13 protein-coding genes are annotated in these 19,601 nt (G+C 70.0%); 5 read left to right on the top strand and 8 right to left on the bottom strand.

The annotated features are described in order from the left end of the window. Positions 1-52 precede the first annotated feature (52 nt). The 8 genes from ubiD to uvrA form a co-directional block, all read right to left on the bottom strand. Positions 53-1,552, bottom strand: a complete 1,500-nt coding sequence (ubiD, locus tag HF203_RS01120) for a 4-hydroxy-3-polyprenylbenzoate decarboxylase (protein WP_168665736.1) — start codon at positions 1,550-1,552, stop codon at positions 53-55. Next, positions 1,549-3,582 carry an oligopeptidase A gene (prlC, locus tag HF203_RS01115; protein ID WP_168665734.1) on the bottom strand — a complete coding sequence of 678 codons (2,034 nt, stop codon included), beginning with the start codon at positions 3,580-3,582 and terminating at the stop codon, positions 1,549-1,551. The genes ubiD and prlC overlap by 4 nt, the downstream gene beginning before the upstream one ends. Before the next feature lie 102 nt (positions 3,583-3,684). Next, a complete protein-coding gene (locus HF203_RS01110; protein WP_168665732.1) occupies positions 3,685-4,263 on the bottom strand; it encodes a CNP1-like family protein in 579 nt (192 codons plus the stop codon). 7 nt (positions 4,264-4,270) lie between these two features. After that, positions 4,271-4,747 carry a CreA family protein gene (locus tag HF203_RS01105; RefSeq protein ID WP_168665730.1) on the bottom strand — a complete coding sequence of 159 codons (477 nt, stop codon included), beginning with the start codon at positions 4,745-4,747 and terminating at the stop codon, positions 4,271-4,273. Between the two features lie 32 nt (positions 4,748-4,779). Further along, positions 4,780-5,979, bottom strand: a complete 1,200-nt coding sequence (locus HF203_RS01100; protein ID WP_168665728.1) for a protoporphyrinogen/coproporphyrinogen oxidase — start codon at positions 5,977-5,979, stop codon at positions 4,780-4,782. A 7-nt stretch (positions 5,980-5,986) separates the two neighbouring features. Next, a complete protein-coding gene (locus HF203_RS01095; RefSeq protein ID WP_168665726.1) occupies positions 5,987-6,535 on the bottom strand; it encodes a hypothetical protein in 549 nt (182 codons plus the stop codon). Between the two features lie 48 nt (positions 6,536-6,583). Then, positions 6,584-7,156: a Tll0287-like domain-containing protein gene (locus HF203_RS01090; RefSeq protein WP_168665724.1), complete on the bottom strand. Its 573-nt coding sequence runs from the start codon at positions 7,154-7,156 to the stop codon at positions 6,584-6,586. Between the two features lie 127 nt (positions 7,157-7,283). Next, positions 7,284-12,791 (bottom strand): excinuclease ABC subunit UvrA, encoded by a 5,508-nt coding sequence (gene uvrA, locus HF203_RS01085; RefSeq protein WP_168665722.1) that lies wholly within the window; start codon positions 12,789-12,791, stop codon positions 7,284-7,286. A gap of 252 nt (positions 12,792-13,043) precedes the next feature. Between uvrA and HF203_RS01080 the strand changes: the two genes are divergently transcribed. The 5 genes from HF203_RS01080 to HF203_RS01060 are packed head-to-tail and all read left to right on the top strand — an operon-like array spanning position 13,044 to position 19,541. Next, positions 13,044-14,801 (top strand): TM1802 family CRISPR-associated protein, encoded by a 1,758-nt coding sequence (locus tag HF203_RS01080; RefSeq protein ID WP_168665721.1) that lies wholly within the window; start codon positions 13,044-13,046, stop codon positions 14,799-14,801. Positions 14,802-14,835: 34 nt separating this feature from the next. After that, a complete protein-coding gene (cas7b, locus tag HF203_RS01075; protein WP_168665719.1) occupies positions 14,836-15,822 on the top strand; it encodes a type I-B CRISPR-associated protein Cas7/Csh2 in 987 nt (328 codons plus the stop codon). Positions 15,823-15,824: 2 nt separating this feature from the next. Continuing rightward, entirely contained in the window at positions 15,825-16,541 is a 717-nt protein-coding gene (cas5b, locus tag HF203_RS01070) for a type I-B CRISPR-associated protein Cas5b (protein WP_168665717.1), read from the top strand. Next, entirely contained in the window at positions 16,507-18,867 is a 2,361-nt protein-coding gene (gene cas3 / locus HF203_RS01065) for a CRISPR-associated helicase Cas3' (RefSeq protein ID WP_168665715.1), read from the top strand. Before cas5b ends, cas3 begins: the two co-directional genes overlap by 35 nt. After that, complete coding sequence (locus HF203_RS01060) at positions 18,855-19,541, top strand: CRISPR-associated endonuclease Cas6 (protein WP_168665713.1); 687 nt, start codon at positions 18,855-18,857, stop codon at positions 19,539-19,541. The genes cas3 and HF203_RS01060 overlap by 13 nt, the downstream gene beginning before the upstream one ends. Positions 19,542-19,601: the final 60 nt, after the last annotated feature.

Raw genomic sequence — 19,601 nt, 5'->3', positions numbered from 1 at the left:
AACCATGCCCGCGCCCGCCGGCCAGTGCGCTGGCGGGCGCAGGGGAGGGCGCTCAGGACGAGCGCCATCCTGATCCCGTCTCGGGCAGTTCGATGCCCAGCCGATCCCACATCCGGTCGACCCGCTCGCGCACCGCCGCGTCCATACGGATCGGCTCGCCCCACTCGCGGTCGGTCTCGCCTCGCCACTTGTTGGTCGCGTCGAAGCCGATCTTCGAGCCCAGTCCGGAGACCGGCGAGGCGAAGTCGAGATAATCGATCGGGGTGTTCTCGATCGTCACCGTGTCGCGCGCCGGGTCCATCCGAGTGGTCATCGCCCAGATCACGTCCTTCCAGTCGCGGGTGCAGACGTCCTCGTCGACGACGATGACGAACTTGGTGTACATGAACTGGCGCAGGAAGGACCACACCCCCATCATCACGCGCTTGGCGTGCCCCGGGTACTGCTTGCGGATGCTCACCACCGCGAGGCGATAGGAGCAGCCCTCGGGCGGCAGGTAGAAGTCGACGATCTCCGGGAACTGCTTCTGCAGAATGGGCACGAAGACCTCGTTGAGCGCCACCCCGAGGATCGCCGGCTCGTCGGGTGGGCGACCGGTATAGGTACTGTGATAGATCGGGCGCTCGCGATGGGTGATGCGCTCGATGGTGAAGACCGGGAAGTCGTCGACCTCGTTGTAGTAGCCGGTGTGGTCGCCGAAGGGGCCCTCTGGGGCCATGTCGTCGGGATGGATGTGGCCCTCGAGCACGAACTCGGCGCTCGCCGGCACCTGCAGGTCGGAGTCCTGGCAGCGCGCCAGCTCGGTGCGGCTGCCGCGCAGCAGCCCGGCGAAGGCGTACTCCGAGAGGGTGTCGGGCACCGGGGTGACGGCGCCGAGGATGGTCGCCGGATCGGCGCCGAGCGCGACGGCCACCGGGAAGGGCTCGCCGGGGTGGGCACGCTGCCAGTCGCGATAGTCGAGCGCGCCACCACGGTGCGCCAGCCAGCGCATGATCACCCGATTGCGACCGAGCACCTGCATGCGATAGATGCCGAGGTTCTGGCGTGGCTTCTCCGGGCCGCGGGTGACCACCAGCCCCCAAGTGATCAGACGACCGACATCGCCCGGCCAGCAGTGCTGGATCGGCAGTCGTCCGAGGTCGACCGCCTCACCGCTGAGCTGGTGCGCCTGGCAGGGCGGGTTGCGTCGCACCTTGGGGGCCATATCGAGCACCTTCTTGAAGATCGGCAGGCTCTCCCAGGCCTGCTTCATCCCCTTCGGTGGGTCCGGCTCCTTGAGGAAGGCGAGCAACCGGCCGACCTCGCGCAACGCCTCGACCGAGTCCTCGCCCATCCCCAGCGCCACCCGGCGGGGGGTGCCGAAGAGGTTGCCGAGCAGCGGGATCTCCGAGCCCCTGGGGCGCTCGAACAGCAGTGCCGGGCCGCCGCCGCGCAGGGTGCGGTCGCAGATCTCGGTCACTTCCAGGTGCGGGTCGACCGGCTCGCGCACCCGCACCAGCTCGCCGCGGTCCTCGAGCTGGGCGATGAAGTCGCGCAGGTCGCGGTACTTCATGCCGCGATCCCGGATTGGCGTAGCAGCGCCTCGGTGTCGGGCTCGCGCCCGCGGAAGCGCACGAACAGCGTCATTGCGTCCTCGGCACCGCCGCGCTCAAGGATGTGCTCGCGGAAGGCACGCCCGGTGGCGGCGTCGAACACCCCGCGTTCCTCGAACAGCGAGAAGGCGTCGGCAGAGAGCACCTCGGCCCACTTGTAGCTGTAGTAACCGGCGGCATAGCCCCCGGCGAAGATGTGCGAGAAGCCGTGGGCGAAGCGATGGAAGGCCGGCGGATGGATCACCGCGACCTGATCGCGCACCGCCTGCAGGATCTCCTGGATGCGTCCGCCGCGTGCCGGGTCGTATTCGAGATGGATGCGGAAGTCGAACAGCGCGAACTCGAGCTGACGCACCATCTGCATCGCCGACTGGAAGTGCTTGGCCGCGCGCATGCGTTGGTAGAGGGTCTCGGGCAGCGGCTCGTCGGTCTCCCAGTGACGCGCGAACAGGTCCAGCGACTCACGCTCCCAGCACCAGTTCTCGAGGAATTGGCTGGGCAGCTCGACGGCGTCCCAGGGTACCCCATTGATCCCCGCCACCGCCGGGTAGTCGACCTTGGTCAGCAGGTGGTGCAGGCCGTGGCCGAACTCGTGGAACAGGGTCTCGACCTCGTCGTGGGTGAGCAGTGCTGGGCGCTCGCCGACCGGCGGGGCGAAGTTGCACACCAGATAGGCCACCGGGATCTGGTCGCGGGTGGCGCTGTGCATGCGATCGCTGCAGGTGTCCATCCAGGCCCCGCCGCGTTTGTGTGGACGGGCGAAGGGGTCGAGATAGAACTGACCGCGCAGCGCGCCGTGCTCGGCGTCGCGGATCTCGAAGAAGCGCACGTCGGGGTGATAGGTGTCGAACGCCTCGACCTCCTGGAAGCGCACCCCGAAGAGCCGCTCGGCGACGCCGAACAGTCCGTCGAGCACGCGTGAGAGCGGGAAGTAGGGGCGCAGCTCCTCGTCGCTGATCTGATAGCGGTGTTGGCGTAGCTTCTCGGCGTAGTAGCCGATGTCCCAGGGTTCGAGTTGGTCGACGCCGTGGTGCTCGCGGGCGAAGGCGGTCAGCTCGTCGAGTTCGCGACGGGCCTGCGGCAGGGTACGGTTGGCCAGATCCTCGAGGAAACCGATCACCTCCTCCGGGGTGCGAGCCATCTTGGTCGCCAGCGAACGCTCGGCATAGTTGGCGAAGCCGAGCAACTGGGCCAGCTCGTGACGCAGCGCGAGGATCTGCTCCATCACCTCGGAGTTGTCCCACTGACCGGCGTGCGGCCCCTGATCCGAGGCGCGGGTGGCGTGTGCGCGGTAGCACTCGGCGCGCAGCTCACGGTCGTCGGCATAGGTCATCACCGGCAGGTAGCTCGGCATGTGCAGGGTCAGCAACCAGCCCGGCAGGCCGCGTTGCTCGGCGCTCTGGCGCATCAGCGCGCGTGCCGACTCGGGCAGACCGGCCAGCCGCGACTCGTCCTCCAGGTGCAGTTCCCAGGCGTTGGTGGCATCGAGCACGTTTTCGGCGAACTTGCTGGTGAGCGCGCTCAGCGACTGGCTGATCTCTTTGTAGCGAGCCTTCTTGTCGGCCGGTAGGTCGACACCGGAGAGATGGAAGTCGCGCAGCGCATTGTCGAGCACCCGGCGCTGGTCGGCGTCGAGATGCTCCTGGGCGGCGACGGCGCGATAGGCATGGAACAGCGCCTCGTTCTGTCCGACCTCGGTGCCGTAGTCGCTGAGCTTGGGTAGACAGGCGTTGTAGGCGGTGCGCAGCGCCTCGCTGTTGAGCACGCTGTTGAGATGACTGATCGGCGACCAGACCCGACCGAGCCGGTCCTCGCTCTCCTCCAGGGGCTCGATGAAGTTTTCCCAGGTCGGCACCGCGACCTCGCGGGTGAGCCGCTCGATCTGGGCGCGACACGCGGCGAGCTGGGCGTCGAGTGCAGGTTCGACGTGCTCCGGGCGGATCTGGGAGAAGGGGGGCAGGGTCTGAGTGTCAAGCAAGGGATTGGGCATCGGGGGACCTGTGAATCCTGTGCAACATAGGGTCGGATATGGCGACTGCCGTGCACCGCTTCCAGCGCGGTGACGGCGCGGCGCACGCGGCGCCGTGCGCGCTCAATCGGTGAGGAAGCCGCTGTTCTGGCGGGGCGCGATGTGGCCCTGTAGCGAGCGCAGCATGTCCTTGCGGGGGCGCGGGGTGAAGCCGCGTGGGACGCAGAAGTGATGTCGCCACAACTCCTGACGGAAGCGCTCGTGGGCGTGGTCGCCGATTGGCTGCCACTGCGGCTCGTCGAGCAGTACGAAGCGCCCGGCGGCACCATAGGCATAGGTCTTGTAGGTGCCGCGCGGGGTGCAGCGCAGCCCCTCGAAGGAGAGGTTGCGGGCGCCGCTCGGCGCCTGTGCGACCAGGGTGTAGCGCACCACGTCGTCGCTGCCGACCTGCAGGTGGCGACCGTCGATGAAGTAGCGGAACCCGGCATGTGGCTGGTCGAGTTCGAACTCGATCAGGTCGGCCTCCTCCGGCCAGGGGGGAGGCGGGGTGGCGCGCTCCTGCCAGCGCGTGCCCTCGCGCACGCTCGAGGGCGTCGGCGCCTCGGGGTCGGTGACGAAGGCGTTGTCGGCGCTCGCCGGCAGCGGTCCGGTGAGTGCCAGTGGCAGCAGGAGCGTGAGCAGGTGGTTGCGCGGACTGGCCATGGTCGTTTCAGTCGGCCTGTTGCGGCCAGGGCTGGATGGCGACGGCCGAGATGCTGTTCTTCGGTGAGCCCTCGATGATCTTGTCGCTGTAGCTCAGATAGACCAGGGCATGGCGCGGGGCGTCGTAGAAGCGCACCACCTGCAGGCTCTTGAACAGCAGCGAGGTGCGCTTCTTGAACACCTCCTCGCCGTCTTGCTTGCCGTCGCGCACCGCGTCGGGCAGCGTGATCGGGCCGACCTGGGTGCACTCGATCGAGGCGTCCGAGGTGTCCTCGGCGACCCCGACCGCGCCGGAGACCCCGCCGGTCTTGGCGCGGCTGATATAGCAGACGACGCCGGGGATATCCTCATCCTCGAAGGCCTCGACGACGATCTTGTCGTTGGGGCCGAGGATCTTGAACTTGGTCGAGACGCTGCCGATGACCTCGGCCGCGAGCGGGGCGCTCAGGGCGAGCAGGGCGATGGCGGTCAACAGCTTGCGCATGCGGTCGGTTCCTCGTGCGAACGGGTGGTGGGTCATCGGGTTGCGAACAGGCGGTCGTGTTCGCTGCGGCTGCGGGTGAGCGCATCCTCGATCGAGACACCGAGGAACCAGTTGCCGGTGACCGCCAGCGGGGTACCGTCGAGCGCGGCGTCGAGCGCGGCGACCCGTTCGGCGTGACCAGCGCGCAGCGCCGGCAGACGGTTGTGCACCCGCGCCTGGTCGAGCACCTGATCGGGGCGCAGGTCGAGGGTGGCGCAGGCGCGCGCGATCTGGGCCTCGGCGTCGAGTGCGCCGGGACGGCAGTGGAAGGCGAAGCCGCGCAGCTCGGGGTCGGGGAGGAAGTCGCGCGAGACCGAGGAGTAGAAGGCGTCCTCGATCGCGATCAGCCCGGCCATCGGCTTGATGTCGACCTCGGCGGCGCGGAACACCAGCACCAGGGTCTCGATCTCGGCCATGCCGATGCCGTCGATCGCCGTGCGTGCCTGCTCGAAGCCCTCGGGCATCAGCGCGGCGGCCACCGGTGGCGGCACCGCCAGGGTGAGCCGGGCGGCGCCGATGCGCTCGCCACCGGCGAGGTGCACCCGGAAGCCCGCGTCGGTGCGCTCGATGCGCTCGACCTCCTGGCCGGTGCGCACCTCGATCTCCGGTTGTGCGGCGATTGCCTGGGGGATGGTCGAGAGCCCGCGCGCGAAGGTGAAGGCCTTGATCACCTCCTTGCGCCGTGGTTTGCGCCGGAACAGCGCCTCGGCCGGGTAGTCGTCGGCGGGCTGGCAGATCACCGCCTGGAAGGCGTGACGCAACAGGTCGTCGTAGTTGCGCCGACCGAGGACGGCGCTGTAGTAGTCGGCGACGCTGCGCCCGGCCTTGGGCTCACGGAACATCCGCGGCAGCGAGCGGATCGCCTCGCCGAGGTGCAACGCCGAGCGGATCGAGCGGCGCTCGCCGTCTTGCCACAGCGAGTAGCCGACCTTGACCTTGGGCTGGACCTGCTCGGTCAGCCCCAAATCATCAAGGATGGTCAGCAGGTTGCCGTAGCTGTTGAAGCAGGTGTGTCCGCCCGACTCGACCCAGAAACCGCCCTGGTCCTCGAAGGTCTGGCTGTTGATGCAGCCGCCGATGCGATCGCGCGCCTCCAGCACCAGGGTGGAGTGGCCGCGACGCGCGGAGAAGTGCGCGGCGCCGAGTCCGCTGATGCCGGCGCCGATGACGAGATGCTCGAAGTCGATGGTCATGGAGGGGTCAGTCGCTGCGTTCCTGTCGTTGTTCTTCGGGCTCGATCTCGACCAGCGCGAGGTGATCGATGTCGGGCGTCGGGATCGGCGTCGGCGGCGGCTCGCAATCGGCCAGGGTCCAGTCGGCGCCTTGCACCAGGCTCAGGTGGCTGGTGTCGATGGCGGGCATCTTAACCGTGCGCGGCGGTTCGAGGAAGCCGTCCTGCGGGGCCAGTGCCAACGCCTCGCCATCGATCCGGGCGAGGGTCTCGGGGGAGCCTGCGGGATCCTCCACCGGGCCGTCTGGCGCCGGGCGTCGCGGTTGCGGGGCGGGGGCGGGGCGCCCGCTCGAGGTCACCTCCAGCACCGCGCCGGCCTGGGTGAAGACCTGACGGTACTGGGCTGCGGTCGCGGCATCGACGCCACGTTTGACCACCACGCGCTTGCCGCTGAACAGCCGTTCGCAACCGGGGCCGGCGAGCTTGAAGATGGCACAGAGCCGTTGGCGTACCTGGGCGGGGTCGGCGCCGGGGGCGATGGCGCCGGTATAGCTGAGATCGAACAGTTCGTCGGCCATGGGCTCATGCCTGCGCGCCCCGACGCGCGGGGCCGGGGCGCTGTGGGTTCAGAGCGGCTTGGCCAGGGTGAAGGCACCCCGGATGTCACCCGCGCGATAGCCGCGTGCATCGTCCTCAGGATAACGCTCGTCCAGGGCGGCCGCCACCTCGGGGGTGAGGTGGTCGCCGTGGCAGGCGAGGCAGACCTCGGCGGTGGGGATCGCCTTCATGAAGCGGAAACGGCGTCCGTCCTCGTCCTCGACCACCTCGGCATGGGCGAGGTCGGCCACCGGCTCGCCGGCGGCGCGCTGCTCCTCGAACTGGTCGAGGATCTCGCGCTCCCAGTCGTCCGGGGTGTTACGCGCGGCGTTGCGCACCCCGAGGCTGGTGCGCCCGACCGACCAACCGGTGCGGGTGCTGAGTTCGTCGGCGATTGCCGGGGCGCGCGTCTCGCAGACCTCGATCGCGCGTACCGGGCCGCCGGAGGCGATCGCGTCTTGGAGTTCGCCCTGCAGGGCGCCGGCAAACTGCTGGATGATCGTCTTGGCCTCGGCGGCCCGTGGATCGGGCAGGGTCTCGGCGTGTGCGCTGGCGGCGATGAGCAGGGCGGGTGCCAGCGACCAGTGGATGAGCGTCTTCATCGGGCGGTATCTCCTTGATGTCTTGGCAGCTGCGGGCTGGGCAGTGTGCCAGCTTTGCGTTGCGCAGGGTTTGACGGATCGCAGTCGAGGAGTTCCCGCGCACACTCAATGTGATTGGCGGCGCTGCTCACTGCAGGTGCGCCCGTAGCGCCGCCCCGGTCGGCAGCTCGGGGTGCGCGGCGATGGTCTCCGGCGTCCCGGCGGCAACCAGCCGCCCGCCCGCCGCGCCGCCCTCGGGGCCGAGGTCGAGCACCCAGTCGGCGGCGGCGATCAGGTCGAGGTTGTGCTCGATCACCACCACGCTGTGCCCGGCGTCGACCAGGCGTTGCAGTACCCCGAGCAGACGTTCGACATCGGCCATGTGCAGCCCCACCGTCGGCTCGTCGAGCAGATAGAGGGTGGGGCGATCGGTCAGGCCGTCGGCGCCAGGCCGCGCCCGCGCTAGCTCGGTGACCAGCTTGAGCCGCTGTGCCTCGCCGCCGGAGAGCGTCGGGCTCGGCTGCCCGAGGGTGAGATAGCCGAGCCCGACGTCTTGCAACAGGGTCAGCGGGTGATGGATCGCCGGGTGGGCGACGAAGTGCTCGACCGCTTCGTCGACGCTCAGCGCCAGGGTCTGGCCGATGTCGAGCCCGAGATAGCGCACCGCGCGCGTCTCGCGGTCGAAGCGGGTGCCGTCGCACTGCTCGCAGGGGATGCGCACATCGGGCAGGAAGCTCATCTCGATGCGCTGTACCCCCTGACCGTCGCAAGCGCCGCAGCGCCCGCCGGCGGTGTTGAAGGAGAAGCGCGCCGCGCTCCAGCCGCGGATGCGCGCCTCCTGGGTGGCGGCGAACAGTCGCCGCACCCGGTCCCAGATGCCGACATAGGTCGCCGGGCAGGAGCGCGGGGTGCGCCCGATCGGGGTCTGGTCGACCTCCAGCACCCGGGTGAGCGCCTGCCAGCCGTGGATGGCACGACAGCCGATCAGGTCGCGCTTGCGCGCGCGCGTCGGCCGATCGGCGCCGAGCAGGTTGCCGAGGGTGGCGCCGAGCACCTCGCGCACCAGGGTCGACTTGCCCGAGCCCGAGACCCCGGTGACCGCCACCAGCCGTCCCAGCGGCAGCTCGACGTCGAGGTCCTGGAGATTGTTGCGGTGCGCGCCCTCGACCCGCAGCCGTTGGCGCTCGCCGGGGGCGGGGCGCGCTGGCCGGTCGCGACCGTGGGCGCGGGCGAGGTAGCGCCCGGTGAGCGAATCGGGGTTGGCGATCAGTGCCGCGGCGTCGCCCTCGGCGATCACCTGGCCGCCGCGTACCCCGGCGCCGGGGCCGAGGTCGATGACATGACCGGCGCGACGGATGGTCTCCTCGTCGTGCTCGACCACCACGATGGTGTTGCCCTTGGCCTCCAGGCGCTCGAGGCTGGCGAGCAGCAGGGCGTTGTCGCGCGGGTGCAGGCCGATGGTCGGCTCGTCGAGCACGTAGCACACCCCCTGCAGGTTGGAGCCGAGCTGCGCGGCCAGACGGATGCGCTGGGCCTCGCCGCCGGAGAGGCTGGGCGCGGCGCGGTCGAGCCCGAGATAGCCGAGCCCGACCTCGGCGAGGAAGGCGAGCCGGTCGCGCACCTCATGGATGAGATCGCCGGCGATCGCCTGCTCGCGGGCATCGAGTACCAGCGCATCGAGCCAGGCCGCCGCCCGCTCGACGCTTAGCGCCGAGAGCCCGTCGATCGACTGGTCGTGGAAACGCACCGCGCGCGCTACCGGGTTGAGTCGCGCGCCGTCGCAGGCCGGACAGACCGCGGCCGCGCCGATCTCGCCCTCCTGCCACTGCGCCTCCTCGCCGCTGTGGCTGTCGTCGAGCCCGGCGATCAGCCGGCCGCTGCCGAGACAGCTCGGGCACCAGCCGTGACGCGAGTTGTAGCTAAACAGCCGGGGGTCGGGCTCGGCGAAGGCACGCCCGCAGTCGGGACAGGCCCGTGCGGTGGAGTGGACCTGCTCGGCGCCCCAGCCGCCGGCGGCGTCGAGTCGCGCCACCCGCACCACGCCCTTGCCGAGCTCGAGCGCCTGGTCGAGCGCGGCGCGCAGCTCGGCCTCGTGCGCCGGGTCGACCCGCAGCGCGCCGAGCGGCAGCTCGATGTCGTGCTCGCGGAAGCGGTCGAGCACTGGCCAGGGGGCGGTCGGCAGCGCCACACCGTCGACCCGCAGCCGCTGCCAGCCCTTGCCTGCGGCCCAGGCCGCCAGCTCCTTGTAGATGCCCTTGCGCGCGCTCACCAGCGGGGCCAGCAACTCCACCCGCTCGCCACGGTGCTCGCGGAGGATGCGGGCGAGGATTGCCGCCGCCGACATCGGCTCGATCGCCACCCCGCAGTCGGGACAGTGCTGCACCCCGAGCCGGACATAGAGCAGGCGCAGATAGTGATGGATCTCGGTGAGGGTGCCGACGGTGCTCTTGGCCCCGCCGCGACTGGTGCGCTGCTCGATCGCCACGGTCGGCGGGATGCCGTGGATGGCATCGACCTCGGCGCGCGCGGCCGGTTGCACGAACTGGCGGGCATAGGCGTTGAGCGACTCCAGATAACGTCGCTGGCCCTCGGCGAAGAGGATGTCGAAGGCCAGGGTGCTCTTGCCGCTGCCCGAGACCCCGGTGATGACCGTGAGCCGGTCGCGCGGGATCGACAGGGTGAGATCCTTGAGGTTGTGCTCGCGGGCGTGACGGATCTCGATCGCCGCAGGCGCGGTCACGGCCTGAGCGTCGGCGCCGCTCTCGGCGACCGCCTGGGGCGCGGCCCAGCTCTCGCGCAGTGCCTGCCCGGTGTGGCTCCCGGGGTGTTCGGCGACCTGCCGGGGCGTGCCGCAGCAGACCAGCTCGCCGCCGTCCTCGCCGCCCTCGGGACCGAGGTCGATGAGCCAGTCGGCGGCGCCGATCACATCGAGGTTGTGCTCGATCACCAGCAGCGAGTGGCCCTGCTCGATCAGCCGCTCGAAGGCCTCGAGCAGCACCGCGATGTCGGCGAAGTGCAGCCCGGTGGTCGGCTCGTCGAGCAGGAACAGCAGCCCCGGCGCGTCCTTGCGCCGGCGCGCACGCTTACCCAGGTGGGCGGCGAGCTTGAGCCGCTGCGCCTCGCCGCCGGAGAGCGTCGGCACCGGCTGGCCGAGTCGTAGATAGCCCAGCCCGACGGCCTGCAGCGGGGCCAGGGCGCGGGCGATCTCGGCATCGCCGGCGAAGAAGGCGAGCGCCTCGGTGGCGGTCATCTCCAGCACCTCGGCGATCGAGCGCGGGCGCGCTTCGGGATCGGCGCCGGGCAGGCGCACCTCCAACACCTCGTCGCGATAACGACGCCCGTCGCAGTCCGGGCAGCGCAGATAGACGTCGGCGAGGAACTGCATCTCGACGTGCTCGAAGCCGGTGCCGCCGCAGCCCGGGCAGCGTCCGTTGCCGCTGTTGAAGCTGAAGGTGCCGGCGGTGTAGCCGCGCGCGGCGGCCAGCGGGGCGCGGGCGAAGCGCTTGCGCAGCACGTCGAAGGCGCCGACATAGCTCGCCGGGTTGGAGCGCGAGCTGCGCCCGATGCTCGATTGATCGAGCAGGCTGACGTCGCCGATCGCGGCATCGCCCTCAAGGCCCTCGAACGCCCCCGGCGTGCCGTCGGGGTGTCCCTTGCGCTGGCACAGCGCGCGATAGAGCACCTCGTGGAGCAGGGTCGACTTGCCCGAGCCCGAGACCCCGGTGAGCACCACCAGCCGGTCGAGCGGGATGTCGACATCGACCCCCTTGAGATTGTGCACGCGCGCGCCGCGCAGGCGCAGCCAGCGGGTGGCCTCGTCGATCGGGCGCGCCGCGCGCTCCGGGGCGACGCGGCGGCGCCCGGCGAGATAGGCGCCGGTGAGCGACTCGGGGGCCGCGAGCAGTGCCTGCGGGCTGCCCGAGAACACCACCTCGCCGCCGTGCTCGCCGGGCCCCGGGCCGATGTCGATGATACGGTCGGCGGCGAGCATCACCAGGGGGTCGTGCTCGACCACCAGCAGCGAGTTGCCGCCCGCGCGCAGCCGCTGCAGCACCGCGACCAGCCGAGCCATGTCGCGCGGGTGCAGCCCGATGCTCGGCTCGTCGAGCACGAACAGGGTGTTGACCAGCGAGGTGCCGAGCGCGGTGGTGAGGTTGATGCGCTGTACCTCGCCGCCGGAGAGGGTGCGCGACTGTCGATCGAGGGTGAGATAGCCGAGCCCGACCGCGCACAGATAGCGCAGCCGCGCGCGGATCTCGCCGAGCAGTTGATCGAGCGCCTGATCGAGCCCGGCGTCGAGGGTGAGCGCGTCGCAGAAGTCGCGCAGTCGCGCCAGCGGCAGACACATCAGGTCGTGCAGCGCGAGCCCCGGCAGCGCCGCCCAGCGTTGCGTGTCCATGGTGACGCGATCGTGACGGAAGCGCGCCGCGACGGGCAGGGTGCGCGCGGCGAGTGCGGCGTCGCCGAGTCGCCAGTCGAGCGCCTCGTCTTCGAGTCTGGCCCCGTTGCACTGGCTGCAGGGCGCATAGGCGCGATAGCGCGAGAGCAGCACCCGCACGTGCATCTTATAACTGCGTCCCTCCAGCCAGGCGAAGAAGCGGCGCAGCCCGTACCACACGCCGTCCTCCCACTCGCCCTCGCCGTCGATCACCCAGTCGCGGTCGGCCGCGGTGAGCGCCGACCAGGGGATGTCGGTGGGGATGCCACGGGCGTGGGCGAAACGCAGCAGGTCGTCCTGGACCTCGGCATAGCTGTCGCTCTGGATCGGTTTGATCGCACCAGCGAGCAGGGTCTTGGCGGGATCGGGGACGACCTGGTCCCAGTCGATGCCGATGGTACGCCCGAAGCCCCGACAGCTCGGGCAGGCCCCCACCGGCGAGTTGAAGGAGAACAGACCCGGGCTCGGTTCGCGATAGCGGATGTCGCAGTCGGGGCAGTGCAGCTCGGCGGAGAAGCGCAGCGCCGGGCCGGGCGCGCGCGCTGCATCGAGCGGGTGGACCCGCACCCGGCCGTGGCCCTTCTCCAACGCTGTCTCCAGTGCCTCCAGGGCGCGCGCGCGCTGCTCGGGGGCGATCCGCAGCCGGTCCTGGATCACGGTGATGCTGGTGTCGGTCTCCTCCAACAGCCGCACATAGCCCTGCTGGGCGAGCATCGCCCGCACCTGCTCCACCCCCAGTGACTCGGGCACCTCGACCTCGAAGCAGATCAGCGCGCGGGCGTCGCGATGGCTGGCGAGCAGGGCCTCCCAGATGTCCTCGGGGCGGTCGCGCCACACCGCCCGGCCACAACCGTGACAGAACAGCCGCGCGGCGCGGGCGAACAACAGCTTCAAGTGGTCGTTGAGTTCGGTCATGGTGCCGACGGTCGAGCGCGAGGTGCGCACCGGGTTGGTCTGGTCGATGGCGATCGCCGGCGGGATGCCCTCGATGCGCTCGGCGGCGGGGCGGTCCATGCGGTCGAGGAACTGACGCGCATAGGGCGAGAAGGTCTCGACATAGCGGCGCTGACCCTCGGCATAGACGGTGTCGAAGGCCAGCGACGACTTGCCCGAGCCCGAGACCCCGGTCACCACCGTCAGCTCGCCGAGCGGCAGGTCGAGGTCGAGGTCCTTGAGATTGTTCTGGCGCACGCCGCGCAGGCGGATGGTGTCGTTCACGGGGTTGCGGTGTCCTGAATCGGCGACGCCCCGGATGTTTGCCGGGGCGCCGGGGTCGGGTCGGGGTGATGGTGCGACCGGTTCGGCGTGCTGCCTCGCCGGGATTGACCGGGGCCAACCGATGGTGTCACGCGATGCTATAGCATGGGGATGTGTACGGCATCTCGACAAGCTTGTGGCGCTGGCCTCGACGGGGTCGCCGTGGTTGGATGGCCGTCACAGAGACCGCGGTGGGGGGACGAGGGACCAAGGATGTTTCAACGATTTTACGAATTCAGCCGCTGCCTGCCCGAGCGCGCCGCCTGGGAACGGCTCAACGAGGGCATGCCGGAGAACTACGACCGCGGGCAGGCGCTGTGCTTCGACGCAGCCGGCGGCTGGGTCGGGTGCAAGCCGTACAACGGCAACCAGGGGGTCGTCTATCGCTCGGGGCCGCCGAACGGGACCGACCTCACCCCGTGCTGCAAGTTCTCTGATGCAGATCCGACCAAGACCCTGGCGCGGTTGAAGCGCGCGGTCGTCCAGCTCGCCGAGGCCGAGGAGGTCTCGGTCGAAGGGCGCGACTGGCTCGCGGCGACGCTTGCAACCTTCGAGCGCGAGTCCGAGACCATCCTCGCTGCCGTGCGCGAGGCGCGCGCGGCAGCCGGCGAGGACGCCGACCATCGCGGCTATCTCTACTGGGCCGATGCAGCGATGGCGCCGGTGTACGGCTGGCCGGCGGTGCGCGAGGTGTTGGTGCGTCAGGCGCTGCGGGCCTTTGCCGGCGGCGGGGTGCGCGAGTCGGGCTGCTGCGCCGTCTGCGGCGGCGCGGGGCGGACCGTCTACGGTAACTATTCGGTGCTCGCCTGCTACAACCTCAACAATCCCGGCAGCATCGCCGGTGGTTTCCGCGCCGACGCGGCGCATCGCAACTTCCCGGTCTGCGGCGACTGCGCGCTGCGTATCACCGACACCATCAATCTCGTCGAGGGTCGGCTGAGTGCCTCCATGGCCGGTCAGACCTATCTGATCCTCCCCTACAGCAACGACCCCGAGGTGCGCGAGGAGCTGGGCTGGCGCCTGGAGCAGCACCCGGAGCGCTACCGGCTCGACCGCACCGCGGATCTGGTCGCCGACGAGCTGGAGCTGGTCGACGATTTCGCCGCGCGTGGCGACCAGCTCGCCTTCGCGCTGGTGTTCTACAAGAAGCAGAACGCCGCCTGGCGGGTCCAGGCCGAGGTGCAGCAGCTCCTGCCGAGCCGGCTGCGGGCGTTGCACCGCGCGGTGAAGGAGATCGCCGCGGCGCCCGATCTGATCCAGGTGGACAAGAAGGAGGACAAGCCGCTGCGGATCACCGCCAATACCTTCCGCGACTTCTCCGACGCCGGTCTCAAGCCGAGCGACGAGACGGTGCGCGACTGGCTGTCCGCGCTCTTTGCCGCCCGCGCGATCGATCGGCGCCACTTCCTCCACGCCCTGGTGGCGCGGATGGTCGCCATCGGTCGCCGCGATCCGAAACTGCTGCACTACACCACCCGTCAGGCCTGGGGGCTGTACCGCTTCGCCCGGCGCACCGGCCTGATCGTCCCCCCATCCGTGAAGGAGCACCCCGTCATGTCAGAGGTCATCCCGGACAGTGCCTATGGGCGCTATGTGCGCGAGCACCAAGACTTCTTCCACCGCCCCGAGCTGGTGGTGGCCTTCCTCACCGGCTGCTATGTCGCGCAGGTCACCTCGGTGCAACACCAGGAGCGAGGCGGCGCGCCCTTTGCCAAGAAGTTCGTCGGTCGCGTGCTCACCCGCGAGCAGTTGCGCCGACTCTATCGCGAGGGCCATGCCAAGCTCGCCCAGTACGACAAGCTCGGCTATGTCATCACCGGACTCGATCCCGATCTCGCCAACGCCTGGATCTACTGTGGCGACACTTGGTCGATCAGCGACGAGGAGGCCACCTTCGCCTTCACCCTCGGCTACAGCCTCGCCTATCGCATCGGCCAGCTCGACCGCGCGGCGGCCGAGTCCGCCGCCTGAGCCATCGTTCATCGCATCGCGCAAGGACCACACCATGCAACCGATCACCAATCGCTACGAGATCCTGTTCGTCTACGAGGCCAGGGACTGCAACCCCAATGGCGACCCGCTCGACGAGAACCGTCCGCGCACCGACCCCGAGACCGGCGAGGCGACGGTCAGCGACGTGCGTATCAAGCGCACCGTGCGCGACTACTTCCTCGCCCAGGAGCCCGATGTCGAGCGTCGTCTCGCCGCCGGGCGCGAGGTGCTGATCCGCGACACCCTCAAGGCCGACGGACACCTTTGCGAGGGTAAGGATCGCGCCGAGCAGTTCCTGAAAGAGGTGGCGCGGGACAAGAAGGGCGAGGCCCGGCGGCAGGCGTTGGAGGAGGCGGTGCTCAGCGGCTGTATCGATGCACGGCTGTTCGGCGCCACCCTGCCGCTGGGCAAGAACGAACCCTCGTTGCAGCTCACCGGCGCGACCCAGTTCGCCGCCTTCAACCGCTCGCTGCACCGGGTCAGTCCGACCCTGGTGCAGCAGACCGCCGCCTACGCCGGTAATGCCAAGTCGAACCAGAAATCGTTTGCCGAGCGCTGGCTGCTGCCCTATGCGTTGATCGCGGCCTATGGCGTGGTCAATGAGGCGGCCGCGCGCCGCACGCGGATGAGCGCGACGGATCTCGATGCCCTGCTCGCGGCGCTGTGGCGCGGCACCGCAGACCTCAACACCCATTCCAAGCTCGGTCACGATCCGCTGTTGCTGGTCGTTGCCGAGTATCAGCCCGGATATCGGTTGGGCGCGCTGCCCCGGCGTATCGCGCTCGCCGACCAGGGCCGCGAGGACACCGCGCTGCGCTCGACCCGCGACTTCACCCTCGATGTCGGCGAGCTGCTCCAGGGCTGGTCGGCGATGTCGAGGCTCACCGGACTGCGGGTGATGGCCGATGCGCGACTGCGTTGTCGTGCCGGTGAGCAGGTCGATGACTTCATCGCGCTCGCCCGTGCCGCCGGGTTGGAGCCCCAGGCGCTGGAGCTCTAGCCATGCAGGTCCTGGCCTTCGACCTCAGCGGCGAGTCTGCGCTGTTCAAGAAGCCCTACTCGGCGATGAGTCCGGTGAGCTATCCGTTGCCGCCGCCCCCGGCGGTGCTCGGGTTGCTCGGCGCCGTGCTCGGCCTCGGCAAGGAGGATTACCACGCCGCGCTCGGCTGGGAGCGGGTACGGGTGGCAGTGGGGCTGCGCGCGCCGCTGCGGGTGATGCGCGCGGCGCTCAACCTGCTGCAGACCAAGGACGGTACCGACGCCTTCTTCCGTCCGCGCGCCGGGGCCAACACTCATACTCAGGTCAACTGCGAGTTCCTGCGCGATCCCTGTTTCCGCATCCATGTCGGCGGACTCGATGCAGACCAGGCGGCGCGGTTGGCCGAGTCGCTGCGCGACGGATACAGCGTCTACACCCCCTGTCTGGGGCTCGCCGCCTGCCTGGCCGAGACCCGCTGGGTCGCTGCCGGCGAGGCGCGGGCGTTGCCGGCGGGGACGTATCGGGTGGCGAGCGCGGTGCCCATCGGCGATGGGCTCAAGGTGCACTATGACGACGGTCGGCTCTATCGTCGGGTGCGGATGCCGACGCTGATGGACCCTGAGCGGGTGGTGCACCGCTATCGCGAGGTAGTGGTGGCCGATGACGGTGGACCGATCCGGGTCCAGGCCACGGAGGGGATGCTGCATGTCCGCGACACCGAGACCATCGCCTTTCTCTGAGACCCTGGCCCACCCGGGCGACCCGCTGCCCGCGCATCTGCAGCGGGTCGCCGAGCGCGCGGCGGCGAGCATCGCCCCCGGCGCGTGCCCCGAGATCCGTGCGCTCGCCTATCACGCTGGCCTGTTCCACGACATCGGCAAGGCGACCCCCTGGTTCCAGGACTATCTGCTCGGCCGGGGGCGCCGCTCGGCGCTCAGTCATCATGCCGAGTTGGGCGCCTTGCTCGCCTGGCACTACAGCGGTGCGCTCGACTGGCCGTTGTGGCAGCGGCTGGCGTTGTTCATCGCGGTGCGGCGCCATCATGGCGCACTCACCTTCGATCACTGGTCGCAGCTCCTGGCGCGGACCCGTGCCGCGTTCGCCGAGCCCGATTGCGTGTTGCGCACCCAGCTCGGCGCGCTCGATCTGGCGGGCATCCATGGCTGGCTGCTGGAGCGGCTCCAGCTCACCGCGCCGCTGTCGGTCCCCGACCCCGAGACGATCGAGGCGGGACTGCGCGGGCGGGCGGTGGCCGGTTCGCGACTGCGTCGTGCCTTCACCGCGCTCGACGAGGCGTTGACGCTGCTCGCCGGGTTCGGCGCGCTGCTGGCGCTGGACAAGACCGATACCGCCCTGGCCGGGGCGCCGCGGTGGCGTCAGTCGTTGCCGGTCGATGCGGTTCGCCGCTACAAGGCGCGCCACTTCGAGCCCGCGCCCGCGCCCGACTCGCTCGATGCCCGTCGTGCGCGGATCGCCGAGGCCGTCGCCGCCACCTGGGCGGCGCACCCCGAGGCGCCGCTGCTGACCCTGACCGCGCCGACCGGGGCGGGCAAGACCCTGAGCCTGCTCGATGCCGCGCTGCGGTTGCGGGCGTTGATCGAGCAGCGCGACGCGGTGGCGCCCCGCATCATCTACTGTCTGCCGTTCACCTCGGTGATCGATCAGAACCATGCGGTGCTGCGTGGTGTGCTCGCCGAGTCCGGGCTGGACGCACGCGAGGACCTGCTGCTCAAGCACCATCACCTCAGCGAACCGCGCTATCGCGACGCCGAGAACGAGTACGAGGCCGATGGCGCCGGCGCCCTGCTGGTCGAGACCTGGCAGAGCGAGCTGGTGGTGACGACCTTCCATCAACTGCTCCACACCCTGCTCAGTCCGCGCAACGCCAACCTCAAGCGTGCCGGTCAGCTGACCGGCGCGCTGATCCTGCTCGACGAGGTGCAGGCGCTGCCGCTGCGTTACTGGGCGGCGCTACGGCAGTTGTTCATGACCGCCGCGCGTGTCTATGGTGCGCGCATCGTGCTGCTCACCGCGACCCGGCCGCTGATCTTCCGCCCAGGTGACGCGGTCGAGCTGTTGCCCGACCACGAGGCCCACTTCCGCGCGCTCGCCCGCACCCGGCTCCATGCCCATCACCGCGAGCCGCTCACCCTCGATGCCTTCGGTGAGCGGTTGGCAGCGGTGCTGGCCGATGATCGGCGCGCCACCCTGGTGGTGCTCAATCGTCGCCGGGCGGTGCGAGCGCTGTTCGTGCAGCTGCGCGAGCGCCTCTCGGGACGGCCGCTGGTGGCGCTCTCGACCGATCTCACCCCGTTCGACCGCCGCGCGCGGATTCGTCTGATCCAACGCCTGCGCGCGCGTGGCGAGCCCGTAGTGGTGGTCGCCACCCAACTCGTCGAGGCCGGGGTGGACCTCAGCTTTCCGGTGGTGCATCGCGACCTGGCGCCGCTCGACTCGATCATCCAGGCCGCCGGTCGCTGTAACCGTCACGCCGAGGCCGATGGCGCCGGCGAGGTGCATCTGTGGCAGCTGTGCGCCACACGTGCCGATGCCAGCCCCGGCGAGCCGCTGTGGCGGCGTGTCTACGACGCGGCGCTGATCGATGTCACCCAGGAGTGTCTGGGCACGCGCGCCTACTGGGACGAGGCCGAGTTCCTCAGCCTCAGCCAGGATTATTTCAGCGGTTGTTGGGCGCGTCAGGACCAGACGCGGGTCGACGAGCTGCTCGCGCGCGGTGATCTGCTCGGGGTCGAGCAAGGCTTTCGGCTGATCGAGTCGGCGCCGGCACTGGTGGCGTTGTTCGTGGTGCGTCGCCCCGCCGATGCCCGGCTGTGGGCGCGCTATCGCGCCCTGCGCGATGATCCGACGCTCGGACCGGCCGAGCAGAAACGCGCTTTCCGCGCCTTCAAACGCGCCTTCCACGAGCGGGTGATCCAGGTCCATGTTCGCGATGGCGAGGGGGTCGACCGCGACGAGATCAACCGTATCGAGGCCGGTCCCGCGACCTATGATCGCGCCGCCGGCTTCGTCGCACTACCCATCGAGGAGTCATCATGCATCTTCTAGCCGAGATCCCCCAGGCTCGGATCGGTCTGCGCTGGGATCGCGAACTCAGCGGCGAGGCCGAGCCGCGTATCCGCCAGTTACGCGGTGCGTTGGGTAACGCCTTTCGCGAGGACGCGCTCTTCCACCAGCACGACCCGGCCACCGGTCGGCCGCTCTTTCGCTACCCTCGGGTGCAGTATCGCTGGCACGCGGGGCAGGGACTGGTGGTGGGCTGGGCCGAGGCGGTGCAACGGTTACTCGATCTGCCCTGGCTCGATCTGAGGCTGCGCCTCGGCGACGAGCCGGTACAGGTGACCGATGCCACGGTACGCGCCGGGACCGGGACCTTCGGCGTGGCGCAGCGGCTGCTGCGCTATCGGTTCGACACCCCGGTGCTGCTGTTCAACCAGGAGAACTATCGGCGCTATCGCCAGCTCGGCGCGCCGGCCCAGCGCCGTGAGTGCGAGCGGTTGCTGACTGCGAGCCTGCTGATGATGCTGCGCGGTCTGGGGGTCACCTTCCCGGAGCGGCTCTATGTGACCTTTATCGCCCACCGCCAGCGCACCTGTCACTACAAGGGCGAGCGGTTGCTCGGGTTGGTCGGTGAGTTCGCCACCAACGCCGTGCTGCCCGACGGCGTGGCCTGTGGGCACGCCGTCAGCCATGGCTATGGCTGTCTCGTCGCCAGCGAGTGACGTCTTGGGGCGGTGTGCCCCATCACTGCTTGGCTGAGCGTTGTTCGGGCCTGTGCCCGG

This window comes from Marichromatium bheemlicum (assembly GCF_012276755.1).
GTDB classification, from domain to species: Bacteria; Pseudomonadota; Gammaproteobacteria; order Chromatiales; family Chromatiaceae; genus Marichromatium; species Marichromatium bheemlicum.
Note: the sequence above shows the minus strand (reverse complement) of the source record. Positions and strands in the feature narration are given on the sequence as shown.